This is a genomic window from Flavobacterium sp. RHBU_24 (assembly GCF_046613695.1).
Lineage (GTDB): Bacteria > Bacteroidota > Bacteroidia > Flavobacteriales > Flavobacteriaceae > Flavobacterium.
This window is the reverse complement of sequence record NZ_JBKJHD010000010.1, coordinates 136,162-157,692: the sequence shown is the minus strand read 5'-3', so window position 1 is coordinate 157,692 and position 21,531 is coordinate 136,162. Positions and strand designations below refer to the sequence as shown.

The 21,531-nt window shown below is 41.2% G+C and carries 15 protein-coding genes; 7 read left to right on the top strand and 8 right to left on the bottom strand.

Annotation, left to right across the window (positions count from 1 at the left end):
• The first annotated feature begins 737 nt into the window (after nucleotides 1-737).
• A complete protein-coding gene (locus ACLI09_RS11730; RefSeq protein ID WP_411419815.1) occupies nucleotides 738-4,043 on the top strand; it encodes a T9SS type B sorting domain-containing protein in 3,306 nt (1,101 codons plus the stop codon).
• 63 nt (nucleotides 4,044-4,106) lie between these two features.
• On the opposite strand, the gene ACLI09_RS11725 is transcribed toward ACLI09_RS11730, so the two are convergent.
• Nucleotides 4,107-4,550 carry a DUF4268 domain-containing protein gene (locus tag ACLI09_RS11725; protein ID WP_411419814.1) on the bottom strand — a complete coding sequence of 148 codons (444 nt, stop codon included), beginning with the start codon at nucleotides 4,548-4,550 and terminating at the stop codon, nucleotides 4,107-4,109.
• Nucleotides 4,551-4,604: 54 nt separating this feature from the next.
• Here ACLI09_RS11725 and ACLI09_RS11720 point away from each other — a divergent pair, with 54 nt between their 5' ends.
• Complete coding sequence (locus tag ACLI09_RS11720; RefSeq protein ID WP_411419813.1) at nucleotides 4,605-5,246, top strand: NUDIX hydrolase; 642 nt, start codon at nucleotides 4,605-4,607, stop codon at nucleotides 5,244-5,246.
• 40 nt (nucleotides 5,247-5,286) lie between these two features.
• Nucleotides 5,287-6,099, top strand: a complete 813-nt coding sequence (locus ACLI09_RS11715; protein ID WP_411419812.1) for a lysophospholipid acyltransferase family protein — start codon at nucleotides 5,287-5,289, stop codon at nucleotides 6,097-6,099.
• Here the strand turns inward: ACLI09_RS11715 and ACLI09_RS11710 are convergent.
• From ACLI09_RS11710 to gldJ, 7 genes are all read right to left on the bottom strand, one after another.
• A complete protein-coding gene (locus tag ACLI09_RS11710; protein ID WP_411419811.1) occupies nucleotides 6,096-8,201 on the bottom strand; it encodes an outer membrane beta-barrel protein in 2,106 nt (701 codons plus the stop codon). The genes ACLI09_RS11715 and ACLI09_RS11710 overlap by 4 nt on opposite strands.
• Nucleotides 8,202-8,313: 112 nt before the next feature.
• Complete coding sequence (locus ACLI09_RS11705) at nucleotides 8,314-9,162, bottom strand: TraB/GumN family protein (protein ID WP_411419810.1); 849 nt, start codon at nucleotides 9,160-9,162, stop codon at nucleotides 8,314-8,316.
• Nucleotides 9,159-9,746 carry a hypothetical protein gene (locus ACLI09_RS11700; protein WP_411419809.1) on the bottom strand — a complete coding sequence of 196 codons (588 nt, stop codon included), beginning with the start codon at nucleotides 9,744-9,746 and terminating at the stop codon, nucleotides 9,159-9,161. The genes ACLI09_RS11705 and ACLI09_RS11700 overlap by 4 nt, the downstream gene beginning before the upstream one ends.
• Before the next feature lie 9 nt (nucleotides 9,747-9,755).
• Complete coding sequence (locus tag ACLI09_RS11695) at nucleotides 9,756-10,250, bottom strand: RNA polymerase sigma factor (RefSeq protein WP_411419808.1); 495 nt, start codon at nucleotides 10,248-10,250, stop codon at nucleotides 9,756-9,758.
• A gap of 43 nt (nucleotides 10,251-10,293) precedes the next feature.
• On the bottom strand, nucleotides 10,294-11,355 hold the full coding sequence (locus tag ACLI09_RS11690; RefSeq protein ID WP_411419807.1) for a DUF3810 domain-containing protein: 1,062 nt from the start codon (nucleotides 11,353-11,355) through the stop codon (nucleotides 10,294-10,296).
• A gap of 121 nt (nucleotides 11,356-11,476) precedes the next feature.
• Nucleotides 11,477-12,763, bottom strand: a complete 1,287-nt coding sequence (locus ACLI09_RS11685; RefSeq protein WP_411419806.1) for a UDP-N-acetylmuramoyl-tripeptide--D-alanyl-D-alanine ligase — start codon at nucleotides 12,761-12,763, stop codon at nucleotides 11,477-11,479.
• A gap of 62 nt (nucleotides 12,764-12,825) precedes the next feature.
• Nucleotides 12,826-14,514, bottom strand: a complete 1,689-nt coding sequence (gene gldJ, locus ACLI09_RS11680) for a gliding motility lipoprotein GldJ (RefSeq protein WP_411419805.1) — start codon at nucleotides 14,512-14,514, stop codon at nucleotides 12,826-12,828.
• A 201-nt stretch (nucleotides 14,515-14,715) separates the two neighbouring features.
• Between gldJ and porU the strand changes: the two genes are divergently transcribed.
• The 4 genes from porU to pdhA all read left to right on the top strand — a co-directional run bounded on the left by porU (nucleotide 14,716) and on the right by pdhA (nucleotide 21,524).
• Nucleotides 14,716-18,591, top strand: a complete 3,876-nt coding sequence (gene porU, locus ACLI09_RS11675) for a type IX secretion system sortase PorU (RefSeq protein WP_411419804.1) — start codon at nucleotides 14,716-14,718, stop codon at nucleotides 18,589-18,591.
• 41 nt (nucleotides 18,592-18,632) lie between these two features.
• Nucleotides 18,633-19,850: a type IX secretion system outer membrane channel protein PorV gene (gene porV / locus ACLI09_RS11670; RefSeq protein WP_411419803.1), complete on the top strand. Its 1,218-nt coding sequence runs from the start codon at nucleotides 18,633-18,635 to the stop codon at nucleotides 19,848-19,850.
• Between the two features lie 3 nt (nucleotides 19,851-19,853).
• Nucleotides 19,854-20,336 carry a cytidine deaminase gene (locus tag ACLI09_RS11665; protein ID WP_411419802.1) on the top strand — a complete coding sequence of 161 codons (483 nt, stop codon included), beginning with the start codon at nucleotides 19,854-19,856 and terminating at the stop codon, nucleotides 20,334-20,336.
• A gap of 189 nt (nucleotides 20,337-20,525) precedes the next feature.
• Nucleotides 20,526-21,524: a pyruvate dehydrogenase (acetyl-transferring) E1 component subunit alpha gene (gene pdhA / locus ACLI09_RS11660; protein ID WP_411419801.1), complete on the top strand. Its 999-nt coding sequence runs from the start codon at nucleotides 20,526-20,528 to the stop codon at nucleotides 21,522-21,524.
• Nucleotides 21,525-21,531: the final 7 nt, after the last annotated feature.

The following is a 21,531-nucleotide window of genomic DNA, read 5'->3' as shown; positions in this document are numbered from 1 at the left end:
TTGCTATGATACTAAAACATGCGAGCTATACCCCCTGAGTTTTTAAAAATTCTATTTGTTCAAATGTGAATTGTTCCTATCAATTATAGTAACAAATAATTGTTTTAATCCCTTACTTTTTAAATTAAATCCGGCACTAAAATGTTAAAAAAATGTTAACATAAATAAGCTTAATTTCTATTTTTTAGATAATAGGATGCTGATAATAATTATTTGATTAATTAATAATTGACTTTCTTATTATCATATTAGTTCTGATTTGATTCTAATTGTGTTACGAAAATATTAACATTTATAGCATTTCTATTTGTAATTTTGTAGTCCGTACTTCCTGTTACAGAAACGATAATAAGACGTAATATTAGTACATTTTAAGGGCTATTAGCGATTTTCCACTTCTTCATCTTAATAAATCGACTACTAAATAAATCAAAATGAAATTCTTTTTTCGATGAAACGTTTATTTCACACGATAAGCGGCAGGATATTTATTTTTTAAACGTTCGGGTTATAAATGTAAAAAAAAGCTATTGCTTTTATTACTATCTTATTTTCAAGCACTTAAAATTTTACATAATATCTATTAAATAGATAATGTCAGAAATGCCGATGAAATAACGTTGTAATGTATTAATTATCAATTATTTATGTTTTGAATTTTGCTAACATTGTCATGTAAGAAATGCCTAAATAAATTAAGGAAATGAAAACGAATGCTTTCTTACAAAAGATGAATAATGAAATTAATGATTTACGACATGAGCAAAATTACATCTTACGTAGTACTACTAGTGTGTTTGTTTTCTGTACAATTGCATGCACAACTTTCTGATTTTATATTAAACGTTACAAAAACCGACGAAACATGCCGCGGAAATGGGTCGTTAACGGTATCTGCGTCGGGTACTACTCCAAATGCTATTATTGTATACAAGGTTTTTAAACTCCCCGAAGTAAATAATCCATTTTCAATTTTAACATCAACAAACTACCTGGGTGGCCTTGTAGCAGGAAATTATAAGGTTGTGGCAATACAATCTTTTGGGAGCCTGCTTAATTCTAAGGAAGAAACGGTAACTATTGATAACAGCATTGGTACTTTTAGTTTCAATGTGTCGTCCTTAAATCACAATTGTGCGCAGGGTGGTGCAATAACCTTAGCTGCGGTATCCGGTACTATAGCGCAATGCGAAATTACCTCTGGCCCGGTAACCAGGCCGTTACAGGCTTCTACTACATTTGATGACCTACCAGGGGGGACTTATAAAATACGCGCATTTAACGAATGTGGCGTAGGCAAAGTGAAAACATATACGCTTTCGGTAATTAATTCTACACTAAACATTTCTGATCCGGTGTATCAGGATATGCCGGTAGGTATTTGCGATTCTATCAGGGTAATAAATACCATTACACCATCTTCGGGGCCTATTAATTATCCTTTAACTGTTAAGCATACATTACCTATTCTGGACATTAACGGTTCTAATATTGAAATCAATCAAATTTTTGAAACGGGTAGCGAAAATGCCCTTGAGGTGAGTGTCGTCGTGCCACGTCATTTAACAGAATCATATACTTTTGAACTTTCTGTTAGCGACAACTGTAATGCTTCTTATGCAAAAAATGACAATGTTGTAGACCCTGCTATTGGCTTATCGCTAAGTACGGGTGATGCAAAGTGTGCCGAAAAGTTTCTTATTGTAAACGCTTCAAAATACATTGGGCCTTATTCACTTAATTTTTTAAGTTATCCTGAAGGTTTTATCCCGCAGGACTATATAACCAACCCAGAGGGGCCGTTTACCGAAGCAAGTGTAAGTTTTGGTGATGCTACGCATTCAGTCCCATTTGGCAACTATGAAGTAGAGATAACCGATTTTTGCGGAAGGACTGCTACTGCATCATTACTTATAGAATTTATTAAGCCCGTGCCTAGTGGTAGTGGCGTTAATAACGGATGCTTTTCAGATTTTGGGTACTTATCTATACAGGTGCCGCCGCAAAAAATTGTTTCGGCAACCTTAGTGACAGTCGAGTTGCTAAACCCTAATTCTACTTACCCGGCTACTTTACCTCAAAATATCGATTCAAACATTACTACACAAGGCGGCATAAAATTATTGAATCTTCCATTAGGTAAGTATACCATAACCTTTACAGACGACTGCGGTTTTGAATATACAAAAACAGTTATAGTTCCTGAATATAGAGATAAAGGCTACAATATTGCAGCCTTGCCCTCTTGCGAAGAGCACTTTGGGGGTGTCCGCTTCAGAAGTGGCAACGGAGATATTACAAATGTAAAAATTATTGCCGCGCCGGCTGCTTTTGGGCAAACCTTGCCATATGATGTTACTTCGAGCCTTAATAGTGATGGCGACTTATACCTGAATAACCTTCCTGAAGGAACATACAAATTTCAGGGTACAGACGTGTGTGGGGTGATTGGAGATAAAGAAGTAAATGTAGAAGGTTATTTACGCCCAACAGATCCATACAGTTTTACTCCATATTGCGGTACTTTTAAAGTTAAAATAAAAGACGAAAGCAATGGCCTTGAAGGTGCTACTTACTGGCTGCAAAAATACTTTCCTGCAACTAACAGCTGGGGACACCCACAAACCGGAGGAAGCTATACCGAAGGCATGGAGCCTACTAACGCAAACGCCATACGGCTGTATAATAATGCAGAAAAATCTAATTTAGCCTTTACAGGCAAGTTTAGGGTTGTTAAGAAATTTGAATCCTTTGGCAACGGTACTAATGTTAATACAATTTGCGTAGAAACCTTTACGCCATTTAATTATACCGATGTGCTAACTATAAATGCAGCATATACGCTTGCCTGCCAGGGCCAGCCAAATGATGTTGCCCTGGAGGTTGGTGGTTTCCCTACTAAGTTCAGTATAAAATCTAAAAATGGAGTTAACATAAACTTTAATAACGGTAGCAGTAATATATTTACTAACCTTGAGCCGGGAGAATATGTATTTGCCATAGAAGATGATTGTGGTAATATAATTACACAGGGATATAATGTGCAGGAGCTTCCATCTATAAGTGAAGCGCAGCAACCGGCCGATTTGGTTAATTGTACCGATGTAGGCATGCCTGTTAATAATGTTTTTAACCTTACCGACCTTGATGCTGCTATATTAGGCCCCCTTTACAGCTCTATGTATACTATTACCTACCATCTTACCGCAGAAGATGCCGATGCGGGTGTGAATGCACTGCCTACTACCTACACAAGCGTAGTAAACGGCCAGCAGATATTTATAAGGTTAGTTAATAATATTGTAACCATTTGCCATGACAGCAGTAAATCGGTAAGGCTATATACTGGCGACACGCAAACAGTAGATATACAAGCAGCAGGTACTATTTGTGATGGTAAAGAACTGTCTCTTACAGCTAAGGCAGGCTTTGACAGCTACCGCTGGAGTAATGGCGAAACAACACGGACAATAAAAGTGACAGAGCCGGGCACATACACTGTAGAGGTAACAAGAAGTTATGGCACCTCATATTGCACCGGTACTACATCAATTGATGTTGAGGAGTCTTTTACGCCCAATATCAGAGATATAGAAACTTCAGACTGGACCCTTGATGAAAACATGATAACTGTAAGTACCGAAGAGGAGGGCGATTACCAGTACTCTATTGATGGACAAAATTATCAGGAAGACAATGTATTTACAGGCCTTAAACCCGGTATATATACTGTGTTTGTAAAAGACAAAGCCGGATGTGGTATAAGCAAAGAAGAAGTAGTATTGTTACACTACCCTAATTACTTTACGCCTAATGGAGACGGCCAGCACGACAAATGGCATATAAAATATTCCTTTATGGAACCACACTTTAATGTAGCTATTTTTGACAGGTACGGAAAACTTATTACCACACTGAACGCTACCAGCGATGGCTGGGATGGTAGTCTTAACGGTGTCCAACTACCGAGTACAGATTACTGGTTTGTGGTAAACAGGGAAGACGGACGCCAGCTGCGGGGACACTTCAGCATGCTTAGGTAGTTATTAGTTAAGTGTACTTAAATCCCCCCAAAGCATCCTGGGGGGATTTTTTGTGCGCGGTAGTCAGGTATTGATATTGAGGTCGCGTATGTAATCTTCATACTCATAAAAAAAACGCTCAAAGGAATCCATAGTTAAAGAGAAAAACCGGAAAGTAGCCGCCCAGCTGGCCCTGTTATAAAGGCTTATGCCGCTAAGTTCTACCCATACACGGCTTATAATCTTGCCGTTTTCCAGGTAAAAGTCGCGCTCAAATATGGCTTCGGGCAAAAATTCCTCAAGGAGTATGCTTTTAAGCGACTCTATTTTTTCAAAATATATCTTTCGTTTTTCGTCTTCTTTTGGTTCTATGTCAAGCAGCACCTGGGCTTTTTTATTATCTACATAAAATTTGAACGATACATCTTTAATCTTAGTGTTATATAATAACCATTTCCGGGGATAGGCTTCGGCAAAAGCCGTCCAGAACTCTTTTTTCATTAATTGGGCTTCCGCTTTGCTAAACATAAATAGGCTGTTTTTGCATGCTTTTTTGTACCTTTAATAATTACTGATACAAACATGCTTTTTTCTGATTTTATAAATGTACTGCCAAAGGTACTAAAAGAGCAGTTACCGGCTTTTGCTGCGCACATAAAAATGGCACCCGAAGGCCGTAAGATAACACTTGAGCCCGGTTATTACCTTAAATACAACCCAAGAAAGTCTGCCGTACTTATGCTGGTGTATGAAAAAGAGCGGCGAGCTTGCCTGGTGCTCATTAAGCGTAATGCCTATAAGGGTGTGCATTCGGCACAAATATCATTTCCCGGAGGTAAGATGGAGCTTACTGATAAAGACCTTTCTTACACAGCCCTGCGTGAGGCTAACGAAGAAATAGGGGTAAGGCAGGAAGATGTGCACCTGGCGATGCCCTTTACCGAAATCTATATACCACCCAGCAATTTTTTAGTAGCACCATACCTGGGCATATTACAGGGTGAACCTGATTTTGTAGCCGATGTGCGGGAAGTCTCAGAAATTATTGAGTTGCCATTAAGCATGCTGCTTGACGATGCCATACTAATATCGGCACCCATATATACGGAATCTGGTATAAGTGTTAATGTACCCGCGTTTTTAGTAAACGGGCACGTGGTGTGGGGAGCCACCGCCATGATTTTGAGCGAACTTAAAGAAACAATAAAAACAGCAATTAAATAATATCGTTTTCGTAAATTTGTAGCTTACTTTGCTATATATTATGGGTTTATTTAAGAGAAATCCGTTCGGACATATTTTGTTTTTAAAACGGTGGATGATACGGGTATTTGGGGCAATGACGCACCGCCGCTACCGTGGTTTTAACCGCCTTGAAATAGAGGGCTCGGAGGTTATAAGGAAGCTACCCCATACAAATGTATTGTTTATATCGAACCACCAAACGTATTTTGCTGATGTCGTGGCCATGTTCCATGTGTTTAACGCCAGCCTTAAAGGGCGTGAAAACGACATTAATAACATAGGCTACCTCTGGAAACCCAAGCTAAATATTTATTATGTTGCTGCTAAAGAAACGATGAAATCGGGCTTGCTGCCGAGGATTTTGTCCTATGCCGGTGCTATTTCGGTAGAGCGTACCTGGAGGGCGGGGGGTAAGGATGTAACTGAAAAAAGAGACGTAAACCCTAACGATACCGAAAACATACGCATAGCGCTGGAAGACGGCTGGGTAATTACCTTTCCGCAGGGTACTACCAAGCCCTTTAAGCCCATCCGTAAGGGCACGGCACACATCATAAAGCAGCACAAGCCCATAGTAGTACCGATTGTTATAGACGGATTTCGGCGCTCGTTTGATAAAAAAGGGCTGCGCCTTAAAAAGAAGGGTATCTTCCAGTCATTCATTATCAAAGAACCATTAGATATTGACTACGATAACGAAACTATCGACCAGATTGTAGAGAAAATAGAATATGCCATAGAGCAACACCCCAGCTTTTTAAAAGTTATCCCGCTTGAAGTGCTTGAAGCTAACGAGGAACTAAATAAGCAAAGGGAATGGGGTGGGTATTAATTTCCTATCTTGTTTTGTTCGCCCGGCTGGCTTCCACTGTTTATAAGATTCGTTTCCCTATCCGGTTTATTTTTGGTAGGTATTTTATAGTTGAATGAAATACCGAATCGCCTTGAGTCATACTTTTCGGTATAAGAAAGCGGCGTGCCGTAAATTCCAAACCCTTGCTTGTTTATATTTAAAATATCATTTACATATAATGATGCAGAAAGCGCGTCTGATAGGAATTTTTTAGAAAAAGTAAGGTTTAGCTGCTGGTACAGCGGCCTTTTTACAGTATAGTAGTAGTAATTTCCACCGGTATTAGAGGTGTTGAAATTAGCATTCAGTTTTACTTTTGCAGGCAATAATACCTGCGCTGAAACATTGTACTCCCAAATGCTTTTTGTGTCGATTCCCGGTATTACATACTTTTGGTTGCCCGCATAAAGATACAAAAAGTTGATTTCATCGGGATTAAAGTCCATTTGCAGGGTTTGTTTCAGGCCTTTGGTAAACAGCATAAAGGGCACAGGTATCCCTATGTTAAAATTCCGCACTGTTCCCTCAGGCAGGTTTTCGGTAATGCTGGCAAATGCATTGTCTGTAGTCAATATCATCCGGTTAATAACCTGGTTTTTGGTGTCGGTAATGCCATAGCTTATGGTGAAATATTCAAAAGCGCTAAGATTTAACTCATAATTGTTGTAAATGGTGGGGTCAAGGTTTGGGTTACCAAAAAAGCCTACGTTAGGGTTTTGGTAGTTGGTGTTATTAGGGTTAAGCGAACTCGTATTGGGCAGCTGTATCTTGTTGTTATAGTTTATTTTGGCATACACCTGCTCCATTAAAGAGTATTGTATGGTACCGTTAGGAAAGAGGCGGGTTTTTCTAAATGGTATAAGGTCAGCGGTATCGGTAGTGCCTTCTATGTTATAGCTCTCAAGGCGCAATCCCGCTATAAACTGAAAATTTTTATAATTAGCCTGACCTTCGGCGTAGGCGGCCCCGGTTGTACGATTGTAATCCAGGTTTTTTGTGCCGAAGTTTATTGCCTCAAAGTCAAGACGATCCGCCAGCACACCTATGCTAAGCTTAGATTTGTCTAAAAAGCTAAGTTCCTGATTATAGTCCGTTTTAAACTGGTAAAAATCCTGGCTGGTTTTATTGTTCAAAGCGTTAAAACCCGTAAGGCGCGATTGCTGGTCGAATTTGTTTTTTGAGTCGTTAAACGAAAACTGAAAATCCAGCTTCCTCATTGGATTGTCAAAACGCTTTTGATAGGTAAGTGCCACATCATGGTAGTACGATTTTGTCTTGCCCTTGTCATCGGCCGTAAAACCTTCTCCCTCGGCTTCAATATGGGCCGCATTATTGCTGGTACTCAGGTTATAATTTACAAGTAGCCTGTCTTTTTTCAGGTCAAACTTAAGCCCGGAGTTTAGGTAATAATAACCGTTTACCCTATCGCTGTAGTTATTGCTCAGTACAACATCCTGGTTATTGAATTTTGTTTCCCTGAAATTTTCGCTATAGTTTTGCCCACCCTGCAACTGCCAGCTAAACAGTTTATTTGCTGCGCTTACCGTCATACTGTTGTTAAAACGGTAGCGCGACTTATCGTAATTTGTATAGCCAAAACCGTTAGAATAAGTAGCGCTAAGGTATTTATTAACCTTTTTTGAAGTAACAATATTTATAATCGCCCCGCCCGATGTGGCAGGAAATTCTGCGCCGGGGTTGGTAATAATTTCTACTTTTTCAATAGAGTTTGCGGGTAGGCCTTCCAGATACGATACCAGTTCGTTTGAATAGATATTTAGCGGGCGGCCATCCATATACACCTGCAGCTGTTTGCCCTGGTAGAGCATCCCTACCATATCAGATATAATTAGGCCGGGAAGTTTCTTAAGGCCTTCAAGCAGTGAGCCGGAATTAAGGTGTGCCTGTTCAGAAAAGTCAAAAATAGTACGGTCGGCCTTTCGTTCTACTGCCTTTTTCTTTTTTTCTACAACAATTTCATTAAGTTCTGTCTTTGTTTCGGCAATACTGTCTTTTTCGTTTTGCGCAAACATACCTATAGTGCACAGCAACAATGTGCCTGTAAGCAACAGTGGTTTCATATTTGATTGGTGATTGATTGGTGATTGATTGAAATTTCCTGTAAAATAAATTATTATACCATATAGCTTGCCGATACCCGGTTTTTCCGGAATGGTTACAAATGAGTTGATTTTACTTAACGGCCTCTACTTTATACCCTTTTTTGCGTAGCAGCATTATCACGCCCTTATCGCCTGCAAGGTGGGCGGCGCCTATCCCAAAAAAAGTCGCTTTCGCCTTAGCCGCTTCTTCTATTGTAGGTATCCAGTTTTTATTACGGCCTTCGAGCATAATGTCGCTGTGGGCAATTTCATCTTCTTTGGCTATATAATCAGAAATCGCGTTAAGGTCTTTACTCTTGTAAATCGCGTTAAGTTCTTTATTGGCTTTTATTTGTTCGCCCATTCCTTCTTTAGCCATTTTTACAAGTTCATCCATTTGTTCCTTGTAGGGTATCGCATCAAAAATAGCCAATTGGTATTCTATAGTTTCCAGCCCAAACATTTCCTCACCCTGTTCCGTGCTTATACTCATTAGGTTCATTTCTACCGATTCAGCCGGGCAATCCAGCGCTTTTGGTACTATCATCATGCTGATCAATCCGGGCTTAAAGGCGTCCAGCAGTGTGGCGGGCATCCCAATGTTTTCGTTCAGGAATTTATTTACCAGTTCAAAATCCTCAGGGGCGGCCAGCTGGCTCATTTTTTGGCCATCTTTCATCAGGGCACCCTGCATCATTTTAGCCTGTAGGGCGGGGTCGTCCATTTTTACTTCAAGATAGAGTTGCCCGGTAGCATCAAGTGCGGCCAGAACGTTGGCTTCTAAAGTGGCATCACATGTAATATGCATGGTGCCAAAAAGGTATGATGGCTTTATAAGCCCATTGCCGCTTATCTTCCACAGCAGTGCGTTGTCAAGTTTTTGGCTAAAGCCAATAGCAGAAATCAATAATGTACTAACTGCAAAAATTATTTTTTTCATTTCCCCTGAATTTTTTCGAGTTCCCTGTAGTTTTTATTCAGTTTTCGCAGCAGCCTTCCATATAGTATGTTGTAAATAAAAATGGCCAGGAGCAGCATCAAAATCACAACTACTATACCGGTTAGCAATACGCTTACATCGTCAGTATCCGGGTTATAATTAAGGTCGGTAAAAAGGGTATAAATCAATATAAAAGTGATAGTGCCTATTATGTAAAACATATAGGCACGCACAATGCGGCGTACGGTGATAATATTTCGCAGCAGTTCCTTTACCGGTTTTTCGGCCGATATTTTTCGGTAATTGATGTAAAACAGTGTAATGAACACGCCCAGTATGGTGTAATTTATATAATCAAGTACCGATACGATACGGGGTAGCTGTAAATCGTCTTTACTCATGTATGGGCTTACCACAGGCCCTATTGCCCAAAAGGCAAGCTCTATGATGCTTATTATAAGAATCCATCTTACAATAGAGGAAGACCGCTTATGCAGCATGGCATAAATATCGCTTTCAGAAACCTGTGGGTAGGTTTCCTGGCTGTTCTTCCAGTGGCTTTTTAATTTATCAAGTTCGTCCATTTTTCCTCCTTACGGATTTAATATTTTTTTCAGTTTACCTTTTATCCTGTTCATTTTTACGCGGGCATTAACCTCGCTAATCCCCAGGGTTTCGGCTATCTCAGTATAATCTTTATCTTCAAGGTACATAAATACCAGTGCTTTTTCTATATCATTAAGTTGTTGTACCGCGCTGTAAAGTTGCTTAATATGTTCTTCCTCTTCATAGTTATAATCGTCCTGGTCTATCTTGTGGATTTTGTTGTCAAACTCCACGGTATAGGGCGTGCGGCCCTTTTTGCGGTAAAGTGTAATGGCAGTGTTAAGGGCTACACGGTAGGCCCAGGTGGTAAATTTAGAATCCCCCCTAAATTGCGGGTAGGCTTTCCAGAGCTGTATGGTAATTTCCTGGAAAAGGTCTTTATGGGCGTCTTCATCACTTGTGTAGAGCCTGCAAATTTTGTGTATCAGGTTTTGATGTTCCTGAAGTTGTTGTACAAATGCCTTTTCGATACCTGAACTCATGCGCTATAAGTATGTGCCGGATGAAAATTGTTACAGCAGTTTGCTACAATTCTTTATCCTTATAGTAGTTTACCAGCAGCCCGGTAAACTTGCTGTAGGTTTCGAGGCCGTCTTTCTGCTCATTGGCCTTCAAATAATGGTCATAAAAATACTCAAATATATCCTCTATAAAGGACTCGTATTTTTTGTTGAAATCTTTACTCTCCTGAAAGTTCTTCCTTATACCGGGATGGATAAGTGGCAACAGGCTTTTGGCCCTGGCCTCATCAAATTTTGCAATATTATTGATACAGTAGCGCAACGCAAAGCTGTAGCCGGAATATTTAAAATATGCATCATTACTATGCACATTAGCCATGTAACCTATAAAATTTGCCTCGCTTTCATTAGCATAGCCTATCTGGTGGCTCATTTCGTGGCACACCGTGGCCGGGTAGTTATACAGTGGCAGTTTTAGGTTTACCTGAGCCTCGTTAGTAAACGGGTTTAGGTAACCACCAAAACCCATGTATGACAGCGGCACGCTCATAAGGCTTGACTTGACGCTCGCATGGCTGTAGGCAAAGTAAGGGAATTTTTTTTCAAGGCCATTATAAGCAGCAGGGGAGAGGCTGTAAATTTGTTCTACAGTATAAGGAACAAGCACTTTAACAGAATCATTTTTTTCTATTTGCGAATGTATAGCGTTGGTCTTGTCGATAAGCCTTTTGGTAAAGTCAATAAGTGCCTGCTCGGTATACTCACGCTCTATACCCATTTTTTTATATAGCGGCATACGGCGGTAGTTGAGTGCCCACAACAGCGTGAACAAAAAATATACTACCGAAAGACAGGCAGCGATACTGGTAAGGTTTTGGCCATACTTTTTACGCCAGGTTTTTCTTGTGTTCCACAGCCAGCGGAACGCGGCAAGTATCGCAATGCCATATATCAGATCACCTATTGAAAAACCAGCCCACCCAAACACAATACGCTCAAACCTGCTGATGTACACGAAAATACCATTGCTGTAATAAGTTTCTACAAACTCAGGAAAGTAAGAAAGCACGTTAACAATAAGTACTTGTACCGGTAAAAGCAGTGCTAGGATTTTAGTACGGGTCATTGTGCTCTGTAAAAAGGTTGAGTAAATATAATTACTATTTTTTGTAATTTATTATAATTGTAGAACTGAGCATTTTGAATGCTGCTCCGTGATTTAAGCCGCAAGTTGAATATTAACGGTATTAAAGTAAATCTAGAATACGCTCAAGAGCCATGCCCCGGCTGCCTTTTACCAATATTGTTTTGTGGATGAAATTTGGCGTACCCAAATACTCTTTTAAGTATTCAAAATCTTTGAAAAAATGGGTATGGGGTTTGTTTATTTTGTTGGCATAAAAATCCTTGCCAATAAAATACACCGTAATATCATCTTCGTCGGCTAACAACCCAATTATTTTTTTATGCTCTTCAGGGCTTTCGGGGCCAAGTTCAAACATATCCCCTAAAAATGCAATCTTATTTTTAAGATCCAGTTGTATAAAATTACTGATAGCTGCCGCCATGCTGCTGGGATTGGCATTATAAGCATCCAGTATAATGTGGTTACTGCCTTTTTCTATTATTTGCGAGCGGTTATTAGCGGGTACATAGCCTTCAATTGCATCCTTTATAAGATTGTCCGGCACATTAAAGTAAGCCCCTATGGTGATTGCGGCACTTATATTTGCTGCGTTATACAGCCCAATAAGGTTTGATTGTATGTGCAGGCTTTTATAATACAGGCTAACCATTGGGTTTGCTTCTATGGTATCTAATAATACATCGGCATTGTGTGCCCCGGCCGAAAATGTAAATCGGGGCAATTCTTTCGTCTTTTCATGCTGAATATTATCATCAAGGTTTACAAATGCCATTTTAGTTTGCGCATGCAGATAACTATACAATTCACTTTTTCCTTTGATAACGCCTTCAAACCCACCAAAGCCTTCCAGGTGTGCTTTTCCAAAATTAGTTATATAGCCAAAATTTGGCTCGGCTAAACTGCATAGAAATTCAATTTCTTTTTGATGATTAGCGCCCATTTCCACAATGCCTATTTCTGTCTCTTTTGTAAATGACAAAAGTGTAAGTGGTACGCCAATGTGGTTGTTAAGGTTGCCTATTGTGGCCGTAGTACTGTATTTTTTACTAAGTACAGCGTTGATGAGTTCTTTAGTAGTTGTTTTCCCATTGCTTCCGGTAAGGGCTATTACAGGCAGGCCCAATTCCCTGCGGTGGTACAGTGCAAGTTGTTGCAGTGCCGTAAGACTGTCTGCCACCAGTAACATTCGGTCATCCGTTTTATAAGCCGGGTTATCTATAACTACACAAGATGCACCCAGATGCAATGCCTGTGTGGCAAAGGTATTGGCGTCAAATCGTTCGCCTTTAAGGGCTACAAACAGGCAACCGGGTATTATTTTGCGAGTGTCTGTGCTAATACCGGTACTGTTTATAAAGTAGCTGTACAGCTGTGTAATATCAGTCATATATATAAAAAAATAATGCCCTAAAATTAGGGCATTATTTTTAAAGTTTATCTGTTGCAGAATTAGTTTCTGGCAGTTTTTTTATTGTTTTTAGGGCCTACTTTAGACATGGCACACCTAAAACCGATGTAGTCTGTAGCCATATCCTGCGGGTAGTACCTTCTTTGGGCAGGGTCTAACCAGTAAGCCCTGTCTCTCCATGATCCGCCTTTAAAAATCCTTACGTCATCATTTATAAGGGTTGTCCTTACTTTGGTATCAAGTTTTTTAACCATGCTGCCTTCATTCGCAGAGTCTTTACTAACACCTACATAATTTTGTGGTGAGTTGTACATTTTTTCGGTGTATTTACTGTCAGGAGAATTTCCATCTTCTGCACCAAATTTGTAGTAATCACGGATAGATTTTTTATCACCGTCGTTGTAGTTACGGTTATCGCCCCTTGTATAATTCTGGCGTAGGTAAGCATCTTCTTCGGTAATAGGCTCTACCGCTATCTGACCCGGAAGGCTCCTGTACTGTATGCGGCCATTTGCAAGGGTGTCATACTCAATAGTTTCAGGTGTTACAAGTTCAGCCCTTCCGTCTTCACCTATTTTGTTTTTCATATAAACGTTACCCCTGTAGTAGTTAAAATCGTTACCTTCGTCGTCTACCATTGGACGGTATACGTCGGCAACCCACTCGGCTACGTTACCGGCCATATCATAAAGTCCAAAGTCGTTTGGTGGGTATGATTTTACAGGTGCAGTAATATCAGCGTTGTCATCACTCCAGCCTGCAATTCCGCCGTAGTCACCTTTACCTTGCTTAAAGTTAGCAAGTTGGTCGCCCCTTTTAGTCCTTTTACCATTGCGGGTATAAGATCCTTTCCATGGGTATTTTTTATTACCCCTGTATAAGTTATATTCACGGTTACCTACAAGAGATATCGCAGCATATTCCCATTCTGCCTCAGTAGGCAGCCTGTATTCAGGTAGTATAAGGCCTGATGTCCTTTGGGCATACACGTTTTTAGCTTCTTCATTTCCGTTTAGCTTATTGCCTTTGCCTTTGTAAACAATCTCCTCGTTACCGCCAAAACTTTTATTAGGACTCTCAAGGTAAGACTCTGTACTAAAGGTACTTTCGGCAGTTACATCGGTAAGTTTTGCATCTTTTTTAAGATAGCCTTCTTTTTCAAGCACGCCTTCGTTTACACGGTCTGTTCTCCATTTACTAAACTCTACAGCCTGTATCCAGCTTACGCCTACTACAGGGTATTCGCTGTAAGCAGGGTGCCTTAAGTAGTTGTTAGTCATGGTTTCGTTATATCCAAGCGCGCTTCTCCACACAAGCGTGTCGGGCAGTGCGCCTACATATATATTTTTATAGTTTTCCTCTGTTGGTGGAAATACCCTTTTAAGCCAATCAAGGTATTCCATGTACATTACATTGGTAACCTCTGTTTCATCCATAAAGAAAGATTGTACGTGCTGTTGCGTTGGCGTGTTGTTCCAATCGTGCATTACATCGTCCTGAACCCTTCCCATGGTAAAGGTTCCACCTTCCACTGCCACAAGACCCGGAGCTGCCTCCTGTTTCTTGTACTTAGAGTTGTGCTGGAAACCACCTTTCTTGTCATTGATTTTCCATCCCGTAGCACTTGAGGTGTTGCCTCCACCTGAGCTCTTTTTGCTGCAGCTGGTAAAACCCAATGTTACCGCTAACGCAAGCAACATGTTTAAAGCCGTGATTTTGTTAACTTTCATCTTTCCGTAAGTAAATAATTTCGTGGCGCAATATAATAATTAACCATTAAACTGCAACACTGTTTTAAAATTTTTGCTAAAAATCCAAAATTATGTTAAATGTACGTTTTAATAACGCCAGTTTTGAACTAATATTGCAGTTACAATTATTAAATAATTTTTTTTGTTCCGTAATAATACGGTTCAATCTGCGTTCTCCTCATGATGAAAAACGGCATTATATCTATATTATTACTCTTTTCTGCATTATCTCTTGCCCAGCAGGGCGGTGAAGTGGTTTTAAGGTGGGATGAAGTTAAGGAAATTACCATTGGCGACCAAAAATTTTCGGTGCCCCATTTTAACGCAAGTTATATGGATTTCAGGGCAGGCAGCAATGAGCTTTTTTTTAACATGCATATAGATGCCAAGGCAAAAGCTAACGAAGCCTCTATACGTATTTATAATACCGTCTATGAGAGTCTACCCGCAGCCAGCCTTGGCAGCCTTAACAGGGCGGCACTACCCAACGCTATAACCCCGGTGTTTAAAAGCATAAACTCACGAGGGGAGTGGAGTGCTTTTTTGCGTTTAAGCCCTGTTATTAAAGACGGGAGCGGCTATAAGAGGCTAAAATCATTTTCCTACTCCTGGTCGTATGCGCAAAATACAAACCGTAGTGCCCAGGCTATTATACCGCCTATATCAAACTCGGTGCTGTCTACAAGTAGTTTTTATAAATTTTATGTAGAAAAATCGGGTGTTTACAAGCTAACCCGGAGTTTTTTACAGGGACTGGGATTTGATGCCAATGTAGATCCCCGCAGTATAAGGATATACGGAAACGGCGGCCGTATGTTGCCCATGGCAAATGCTGCCGACTACCCCATGGACCTTGCCGAAAATGCGATAAGGTTTATAGGGGAAGAGGATGGTAAGTTTGACGGTGGAGACTATATACTTTTTTATGCTGAGGGTGTAGACAACTGGAATGCCGAGAGCGGTACTAATAATAACCTTTTTACTGATCGCGCATATTATTATGTAACAACCGGAACAGGAAACGGCAAGCGCATACAGCCAATGGTACAACCTGCGGGTAATCCTGTACTTACTTTAGATACATTTGATGATTACCAGTTTTTTGAAGAAGATAAGGTTAACATAGCACGCCTGGGACGTAAGTGGCACGGGGAGGATTTTACTTTAGAGAATGAACAAAGCTTCACTTTTGCTATACCTGATATTGCTACCGGCAGCCCGGTAAAGATAAGGGTTAGCGCAGCGGCTAATTCGGTGGCCGCGTCTACTATGGCTGTTTCTGCTAATAATACTGCCTTAGGCGCAATAAGTTTTGCCGCTAATACAAACCAATCGCAAATATTTGGTGTTGATGGTTTTTACAGTGGCACCTTTACGGCATCAGGTATTGATAATACAATAAAACTGGCGTATAATAACGGTGGCGTGCCGGCGGCTAATGCGTGGCTGGACTATATAATTATAGAGGCAAAAAGAAACCTAAAAGGCAGCGGAAAACAGTTCAGGTTCCGCTACCGTGCTGCAAATACACTATTAGGCGCCATACAATATAACTTTACAAATGCTTCTGGTATTAGCGAGGTATGGGATGTTACGGATATTTATAATGCTACAGCCGCCATTAATGATGAGGAGGCAGCATCGTTCTCGTTTAAGGCAGATGGAGGCATGGCACGTGAGTATGTAACGGTGGTACCCACAGATTATATGACTCCGCTGCGCGAAGGCAAAACCCGTGTAGCCGCCCAGAATCTTAAAGGGACTATATTTAAAAATGCCCAGGGGCAGTTTCAGGACATAGACTATGTCATCGTAGCCCCCGAATTTTTAACGGCAAGCGCAGAAAAGCTGGCAAACATCCATAGGGAGCGCGAGAGCATGGTAGTTAAGGTGGTAAAGCTTGAAGACATATACCAGGAGTTTTCGTCAGGCCAGCAGGATATAGGCGCGATACGCAATTTTATGCGCTATGTTTATTTTAATGCCTCAACGCCAGCCAAACGCATAAAGTACCTTAACCTTTTTGGTGAAGCCTCTTTTGATTATAAAAACCGTATACCGCGAAATACCAATATTGTGCCCATAGTGCATGCTATTAACCTTTCGCAGGATAGTTTGCTTAACTACAGTATTATACAAACCTTTGTTACCGATGATTTTTACGGCGCCATGGATGAAGATGAAGGCGCTATGACAACCAGCAGCAACTATGGCCTTGATATAGCGGTGGGCCGTATGCTCGTAACAACCACAAATGATGCGGAGGTAATGGTAAATAAAGTGGTTGAATACCTTAGCGAAGAATCTTACGGTAGGTGGAGAAACGAATATATAATGCTTGCCGATGACCCGGATATCCCAACATCAGATAGCGTTTTTATGCCAACGCTTGATTCAATTTCTGGTTCAATTACTGCAAATAAGCCCTTTGTTAATGTAAGAAAGGTGTATATGGATGCATATGTACAGCAGGCTTCATCAGGCGGGCAGCGCTACCCTGAGGCAAAAGAGCAGCTATTACGCTACATTAATTATGGCGCGCTGGTGGTAAACTACCTGGGCCATGGCGGGCCGGGCGGCATGGCAACCGAACGGATATTTGAGTCGGGCGATGCACCTGATTTAACTAATAGGTATAAATACCCGCTGTTTATTACCACCACCTGCGACCTCACCAAGTTTGACAACCCGTACCTTGAGTCTGTGGGTGAACTGCTTTATAAAAATCCCTCCGGTGGTGCCATAGCAATGATTACCACAACAAGGGCTATATATGTAAGCGATGCCTTAACGCTTAACAGAGAACTTTCGGGCTACCTCTATTCGTACCAGCAGAATAATACATATAATTATCCCAGTATGGCCGAGGCACTACGCCGCACAAAGGCGGCCCATGAAGGGGGGCAGTTTGTAAATGTTACCTCATTTATTGGCGACCCGGCCCTCATGCTGGCCATACCGAAAATTAATGTGGTGCTTACCGCAATAAACGATATACCTGTTTCGCAGTTTACAGGAACATTACAATCGCTTGCTTATGCCAAGCTGTCGGGCAGGGTTACAGATGAAAGTGGAAATACCCTTGGAAGTTACAATGGTGAACTCGAAGCATCGGTTTTTGATAAACCTATTTCGAGAACAACCCTTGCTAATGACCATCCCACTGAGAATGCACTTAAAGTTCCCTTCGATACCCTGGGCGAAACCATTTTCCGCGGCAGTGCTACCGTTACTAACGGGCAGTTTAGTTTTGGGTTTGTAGTGCCGCGCGACATCCGTATACCGGTAGGGGCAGGCAGGGTAAGTTTTTATTCCAAGAAAAACAATGTGCTTGAAGACCAAACCGGTTATAACAATACCATACAGATAGGTGGCATTAATACCAGCGCAGTCGCCGATAACACTGCACCCATTGTAAAGTTGTTTATGAATGACGAAACATTTGTGTCAGGCGGTATTACTAATGATGCGCCCATTTTATTGGCATATCTTGAAGATGCACACGGCATAAACACTTCAAGTGGTATAGGCCATGATATTATAGGTATACTTGATGGTGATGAAACCCATCCGTACCTTATGAACGACTATTATGTTGCTGATCCAAATGACTATACCCGTGGTAAAGTTAACTTTCCTTTTGTAAATCTTGAAAAAGGATTGCATACCTTGCAGTTTCAGGCTTGGGATGTATATAACAACCTGGTAACAGCCGAAATACAGTTTGTTGTGGCAGGCAGTGATGAGCTTACGCTGGAAAGGGTGCTTAATTATCCTAACCCGTTTGTAAGCTACACCGAGTTCTGGTTTAACCACAACCGCCCTTTTGAGCCGCTTGATGTGCAGGTACAAGTGTTTACCATCACCGGAAAAATTGTTAAGACCATAAACCAGCAGGTAACCACTGATGGCTTTTTGAGCCGCGATATTAAGTGGGACGGTCGCGATGACTTTGGCGATAAAATAGGAAAAGGTGTATATATTTATAAATTAACCGTAAAATCAGCAAGCAGCAATAAACGGGCAGAAAAGTTTGAAAAACTTGTATTGCTGTAAAAAATAGTATATTTGTCTCCCTTAAATTTACAAAACCCATAATGAAAAAGATTTTTTTAGCAGCCCTTTGCTTTTTAGGGATCCAGTTTGCAAAAGCCCAAAATGATAATCGGGTAATAACCACCGGTGTACCATTTTTGCTTATCGCAGCTGATGCCCGCGCTGCCGGTATGGCAGACCAGGGTGTTGCCACATCAGCCGACGCCTATTCCCAGCAATGGAATCCGTCCAAATATGCCTTTGCATTACAGGAGCATGGTGTTTCATTTAGTTATACCCCATACCTTACCAGTATTGCAAATGATATATCGCTTGGGCAGGTTACCTACTATAATAAGTTTGAAGATCGTATGGCCTTTGCGGGCAGCCTCCGCTATTTTGGCCTGGGTGATATAGAGCTAAGGCAAACGCCAAGCCCTGATGAGGTACCTGTAGTGAGGAGCCCTAATGAACTTGCGGTAGACCTTTCGTATGCGCTTAAGTTACATGAGCGTTTTTCAATGGCTGTTACAGGGCGCTTTATTAGCTCTAATTTAAGGATACCCGAAGCCTCAGGCGGCAGTAGTGATGCAAGTGCGGCTAACTCTTATGCGTTTGATATTTCTGGATTTTACCAAAGCGAAGAAACAGCATATAATGATTTTGACGGGCGCTGGAGGGGTGGTATCAACTTCCAGAACCTGGGGCCTAAAATAAGCTACGACGGAAATGACATTAACGATAACTTCCTGCCTGCAAATATGAGGCTTGGTGCCGGTTTTGACTTTATTTTTGACGAGTATAATACTATAGGTGTTAATCTGGAATTTGCCAAATTATTAGTGCCTACGCCGCCCGCTGTGGTAACCGCTACAGATGACAACGGCGATGGCGATATAGACAGCGCGGAGCAAGCTGCGGCCAGTGCCGCATATCAAACTAAACTTGAAGACTATAATAACATCAACTGGGTTTCAGGTATCTTTAAGTCATTTGGCGACGCACCAGACGGTATTAGCGAAGAACTTAAAGAAGTTACCTACTCTCTGGGTGCAGAGTATACCTACAATCAGGCATTTAACCTGCGCGCGGGTTATTTTAACGAAAACCAGCTAAAAGGTGCCCGTAAGTTCTTTTCACTTGGTGCCGGATTTAAATATAACGTGTTGAGGCTCGACCTTTCTTACTTGTTCTCTGCCTCTACGGTAAGGAACCCGCTTGAAAATACGCTGCGCTTTTCGCTTACCTTTAACTTTGGAGACGAGTACGACGAATATTAGCAGATGGAGCACCTTACTATTACTACAACTTTTACCATATACCCATCCGTGGCATATTTACCTACAGATGTGGCACAGCTCATGGAGCAGGCAGTGCTTGTGCGTAAAAAATCGTACGCACCTTATTCTAAATTTCATGTAGGTACGGCACTTTTGCTTGATAATGGTGTTGTGGTATTAGGCTCTAACCAGGAAAATGCCGCATATCCCAGCGGCTTATGCGCAGAGCGTGTGGCTGTTTTTAGCGCCGGTGCTGTACATCCTGAGGCTAAAATCTTAAAAATGGCCATTACCGCAGCCGCTGAAAACAAGTTAGTAACAGACCCTATACCGCCCTGTGGTGCCTGCAGGCAGAGTATAGCCGAATATGAATTGAAACAGGAAACCCCAATAGAAATATATTTTATGGGTGAAGAAGGTAAAGTGTATTACTCAGCATCATTAAAAAACCTGTTGCCCCTAGTTTTTGGAGGCAGCTACTTATAAAAAACAAGGGGTTTGCAATAATCCCCTTTTTTATTGTCTCAGTGTTTTAAAAAATAGTAAAATACTTGATATAAATTTTTAGTTATAAAAGGGATGTGCTATTTTTGCCTTTCGCAAATTTATGTTAAAACTGGGTTTGCGGTTCTCTATAAATCTTTTTTAAGTACTACGAGCAACATTAATTAAGCAATGAAAGAAATAACAAAAGAAACGTACCTGAAATGGTATGAGGACATGCAGTTTTGGAGAAAATTTGAAGATAAACTTGCTGCTTTATACATTCAGCAGAAAGTTAGGGGTTTCCTCCACTTATACAATGGCCAGGAAGCAGTATTAGCTGGTGCCCTGCACGCTATGGACCTTTCTAAAGATAAAATGATAACCGCTTACCGTAACCACCCTCAGCCTATTGGTATGGGTGTAGACCCGCGCCGTGTTATGGCAGAGCTTCTCGGTAAAGCTACGGGTACCAGCATGGGGCTTGGCGGTTCTATGCACATCTTTTCTAAAGAAAAAGGATTTTACGGAGGCCACGGTATTGTGGGTGGCCAGATTCCACTTGGCGCGGGCATTGCCTTTGCCGATAAATATTTTGAAACAGGCGGTGTTACTCTAACCTATTTTGGCGACGGTGCCGCACGCCAGGGTTCGCTGCACGAAGCCTTTAACATGGCTATGCTGTGGAAGCTTCCTGTAGTATTTATAGTAGAAAACAATGGTTATGCCATGGGTACCTCGGTAGAGCGTACGGCTAACCATACTGATATATGGAAACTTGGTTTAGGCTACGAAATGCCATGCGGCCCAGTAGACGGAATGAATCCCGTAAAAGTGGCTGAAGCCATGACCGAAGCTATAGAGCGCGCACGCCGTGGAGACGGCCCTACCTTCCTTGAAATGAAAACGTACCGTTACCGTGGACACTCTATGAGTGATGCGCAACACTACCGCACTAAAGATGAGGTAGAAGAGTACAGGAAAATAGATCCTATTACACAGGTGCTTGATATTATTAAAGAAAACAAGTATGCTACCGACGAGGAAATTGAAGCGATCGACGAGAGGGTAAAAGACCTTGTTGCCGAGTGCGAGAAATTTGCGGAAGAGTCTCCGTACCCGGATGCTAATGTAATGTATGATGTAGTATACGACCAGGAAAACTATCCATTCTTACCACATAAACTATAACAAAAAA

What these genes read in the sequence shown, in the direction of transcription:
- ACLI09_RS11685 (WP_411419806.1), bottom strand. Translation starts at nt 12,763, where the DNA reads ATGACTGATATTACACAGCTGTACAGCTACTTTATAAACAGTACCGGT.
- gldJ (WP_411419805.1), bottom strand. Translation starts at nt 14,514, where the DNA reads ATGAAAGTTAACAAAATCACGGCTTTAAACATGTTGCTTGCGTTAGCG.
- ACLI09_RS11715 (WP_411419812.1), top strand. Translation starts at nt 5,287, where the DNA reads ATGGGTTTATTTAAGAGAAATCCGTTCGGACATATTTTGTTTTTAAAA.
- ACLI09_RS11700 (WP_411419809.1), bottom strand. Translation starts at nt 9,746, where the DNA reads ATGGACGAACTTGATAAATTAAAAAGCCACTGGAAGAACAGCCAGGAA.
- pdhA (WP_411419801.1), top strand. Translation starts at nt 20,526, where the DNA reads ATGAAAGAAATAACAAAAGAAACGTACCTGAAATGGTATGAGGACATG.
- ACLI09_RS11705 (WP_411419810.1), bottom strand. Translation starts at nt 9,162, where the DNA reads ATGAAAAAAATAATTTTTGCAGTTAGTACATTATTGATTTCTGCTATT.
- porV (WP_411419803.1), top strand. Translation starts at nt 18,633, where the DNA reads ATGAAAAAGATTTTTTTAGCAGCCCTTTGCTTTTTAGGGATCCAGTTT.
- ACLI09_RS11665 (WP_411419802.1), top strand. Translation starts at nt 19,854, where the DNA reads ATGGAGCACCTTACTATTACTACAACTTTTACCATATACCCATCCGTG.
- ACLI09_RS11730 (WP_411419815.1), top strand. Translation starts at nt 738, where the DNA reads ATGAAATTAATGATTTACGACATGAGCAAAATTACATCTTACGTAGTA.
- ACLI09_RS11695 (WP_411419808.1), bottom strand. Translation starts at nt 10,250, where the DNA reads ATGAGTTCAGGTATCGAAAAGGCATTTGTACAACAACTTCAGGAACAT.
- ACLI09_RS11725 (WP_411419814.1), bottom strand. Translation starts at nt 4,550, where the DNA reads ATGTTTAGCAAAGCGGAAGCCCAATTAATGAAAAAAGAGTTCTGGACG.
- ACLI09_RS11720 (WP_411419813.1), top strand. Translation starts at nt 4,605, where the DNA reads ATGCTTTTTTCTGATTTTATAAATGTACTGCCAAAGGTACTAAAAGAG.
- ACLI09_RS11690 (WP_411419807.1), bottom strand. Translation starts at nt 11,355, where the DNA reads ATGACCCGTACTAAAATCCTAGCACTGCTTTTACCGGTACAAGTACTT.
- porU (WP_411419804.1), top strand. Translation starts at nt 14,716, where the DNA reads ATGATGAAAAACGGCATTATATCTATATTATTACTCTTTTCTGCATTA.
- ACLI09_RS11710 (WP_411419811.1), bottom strand. Translation starts at nt 8,201, where the DNA reads ATGAAACCACTGTTGCTTACAGGCACATTGTTGCTGTGCACTATAGGT.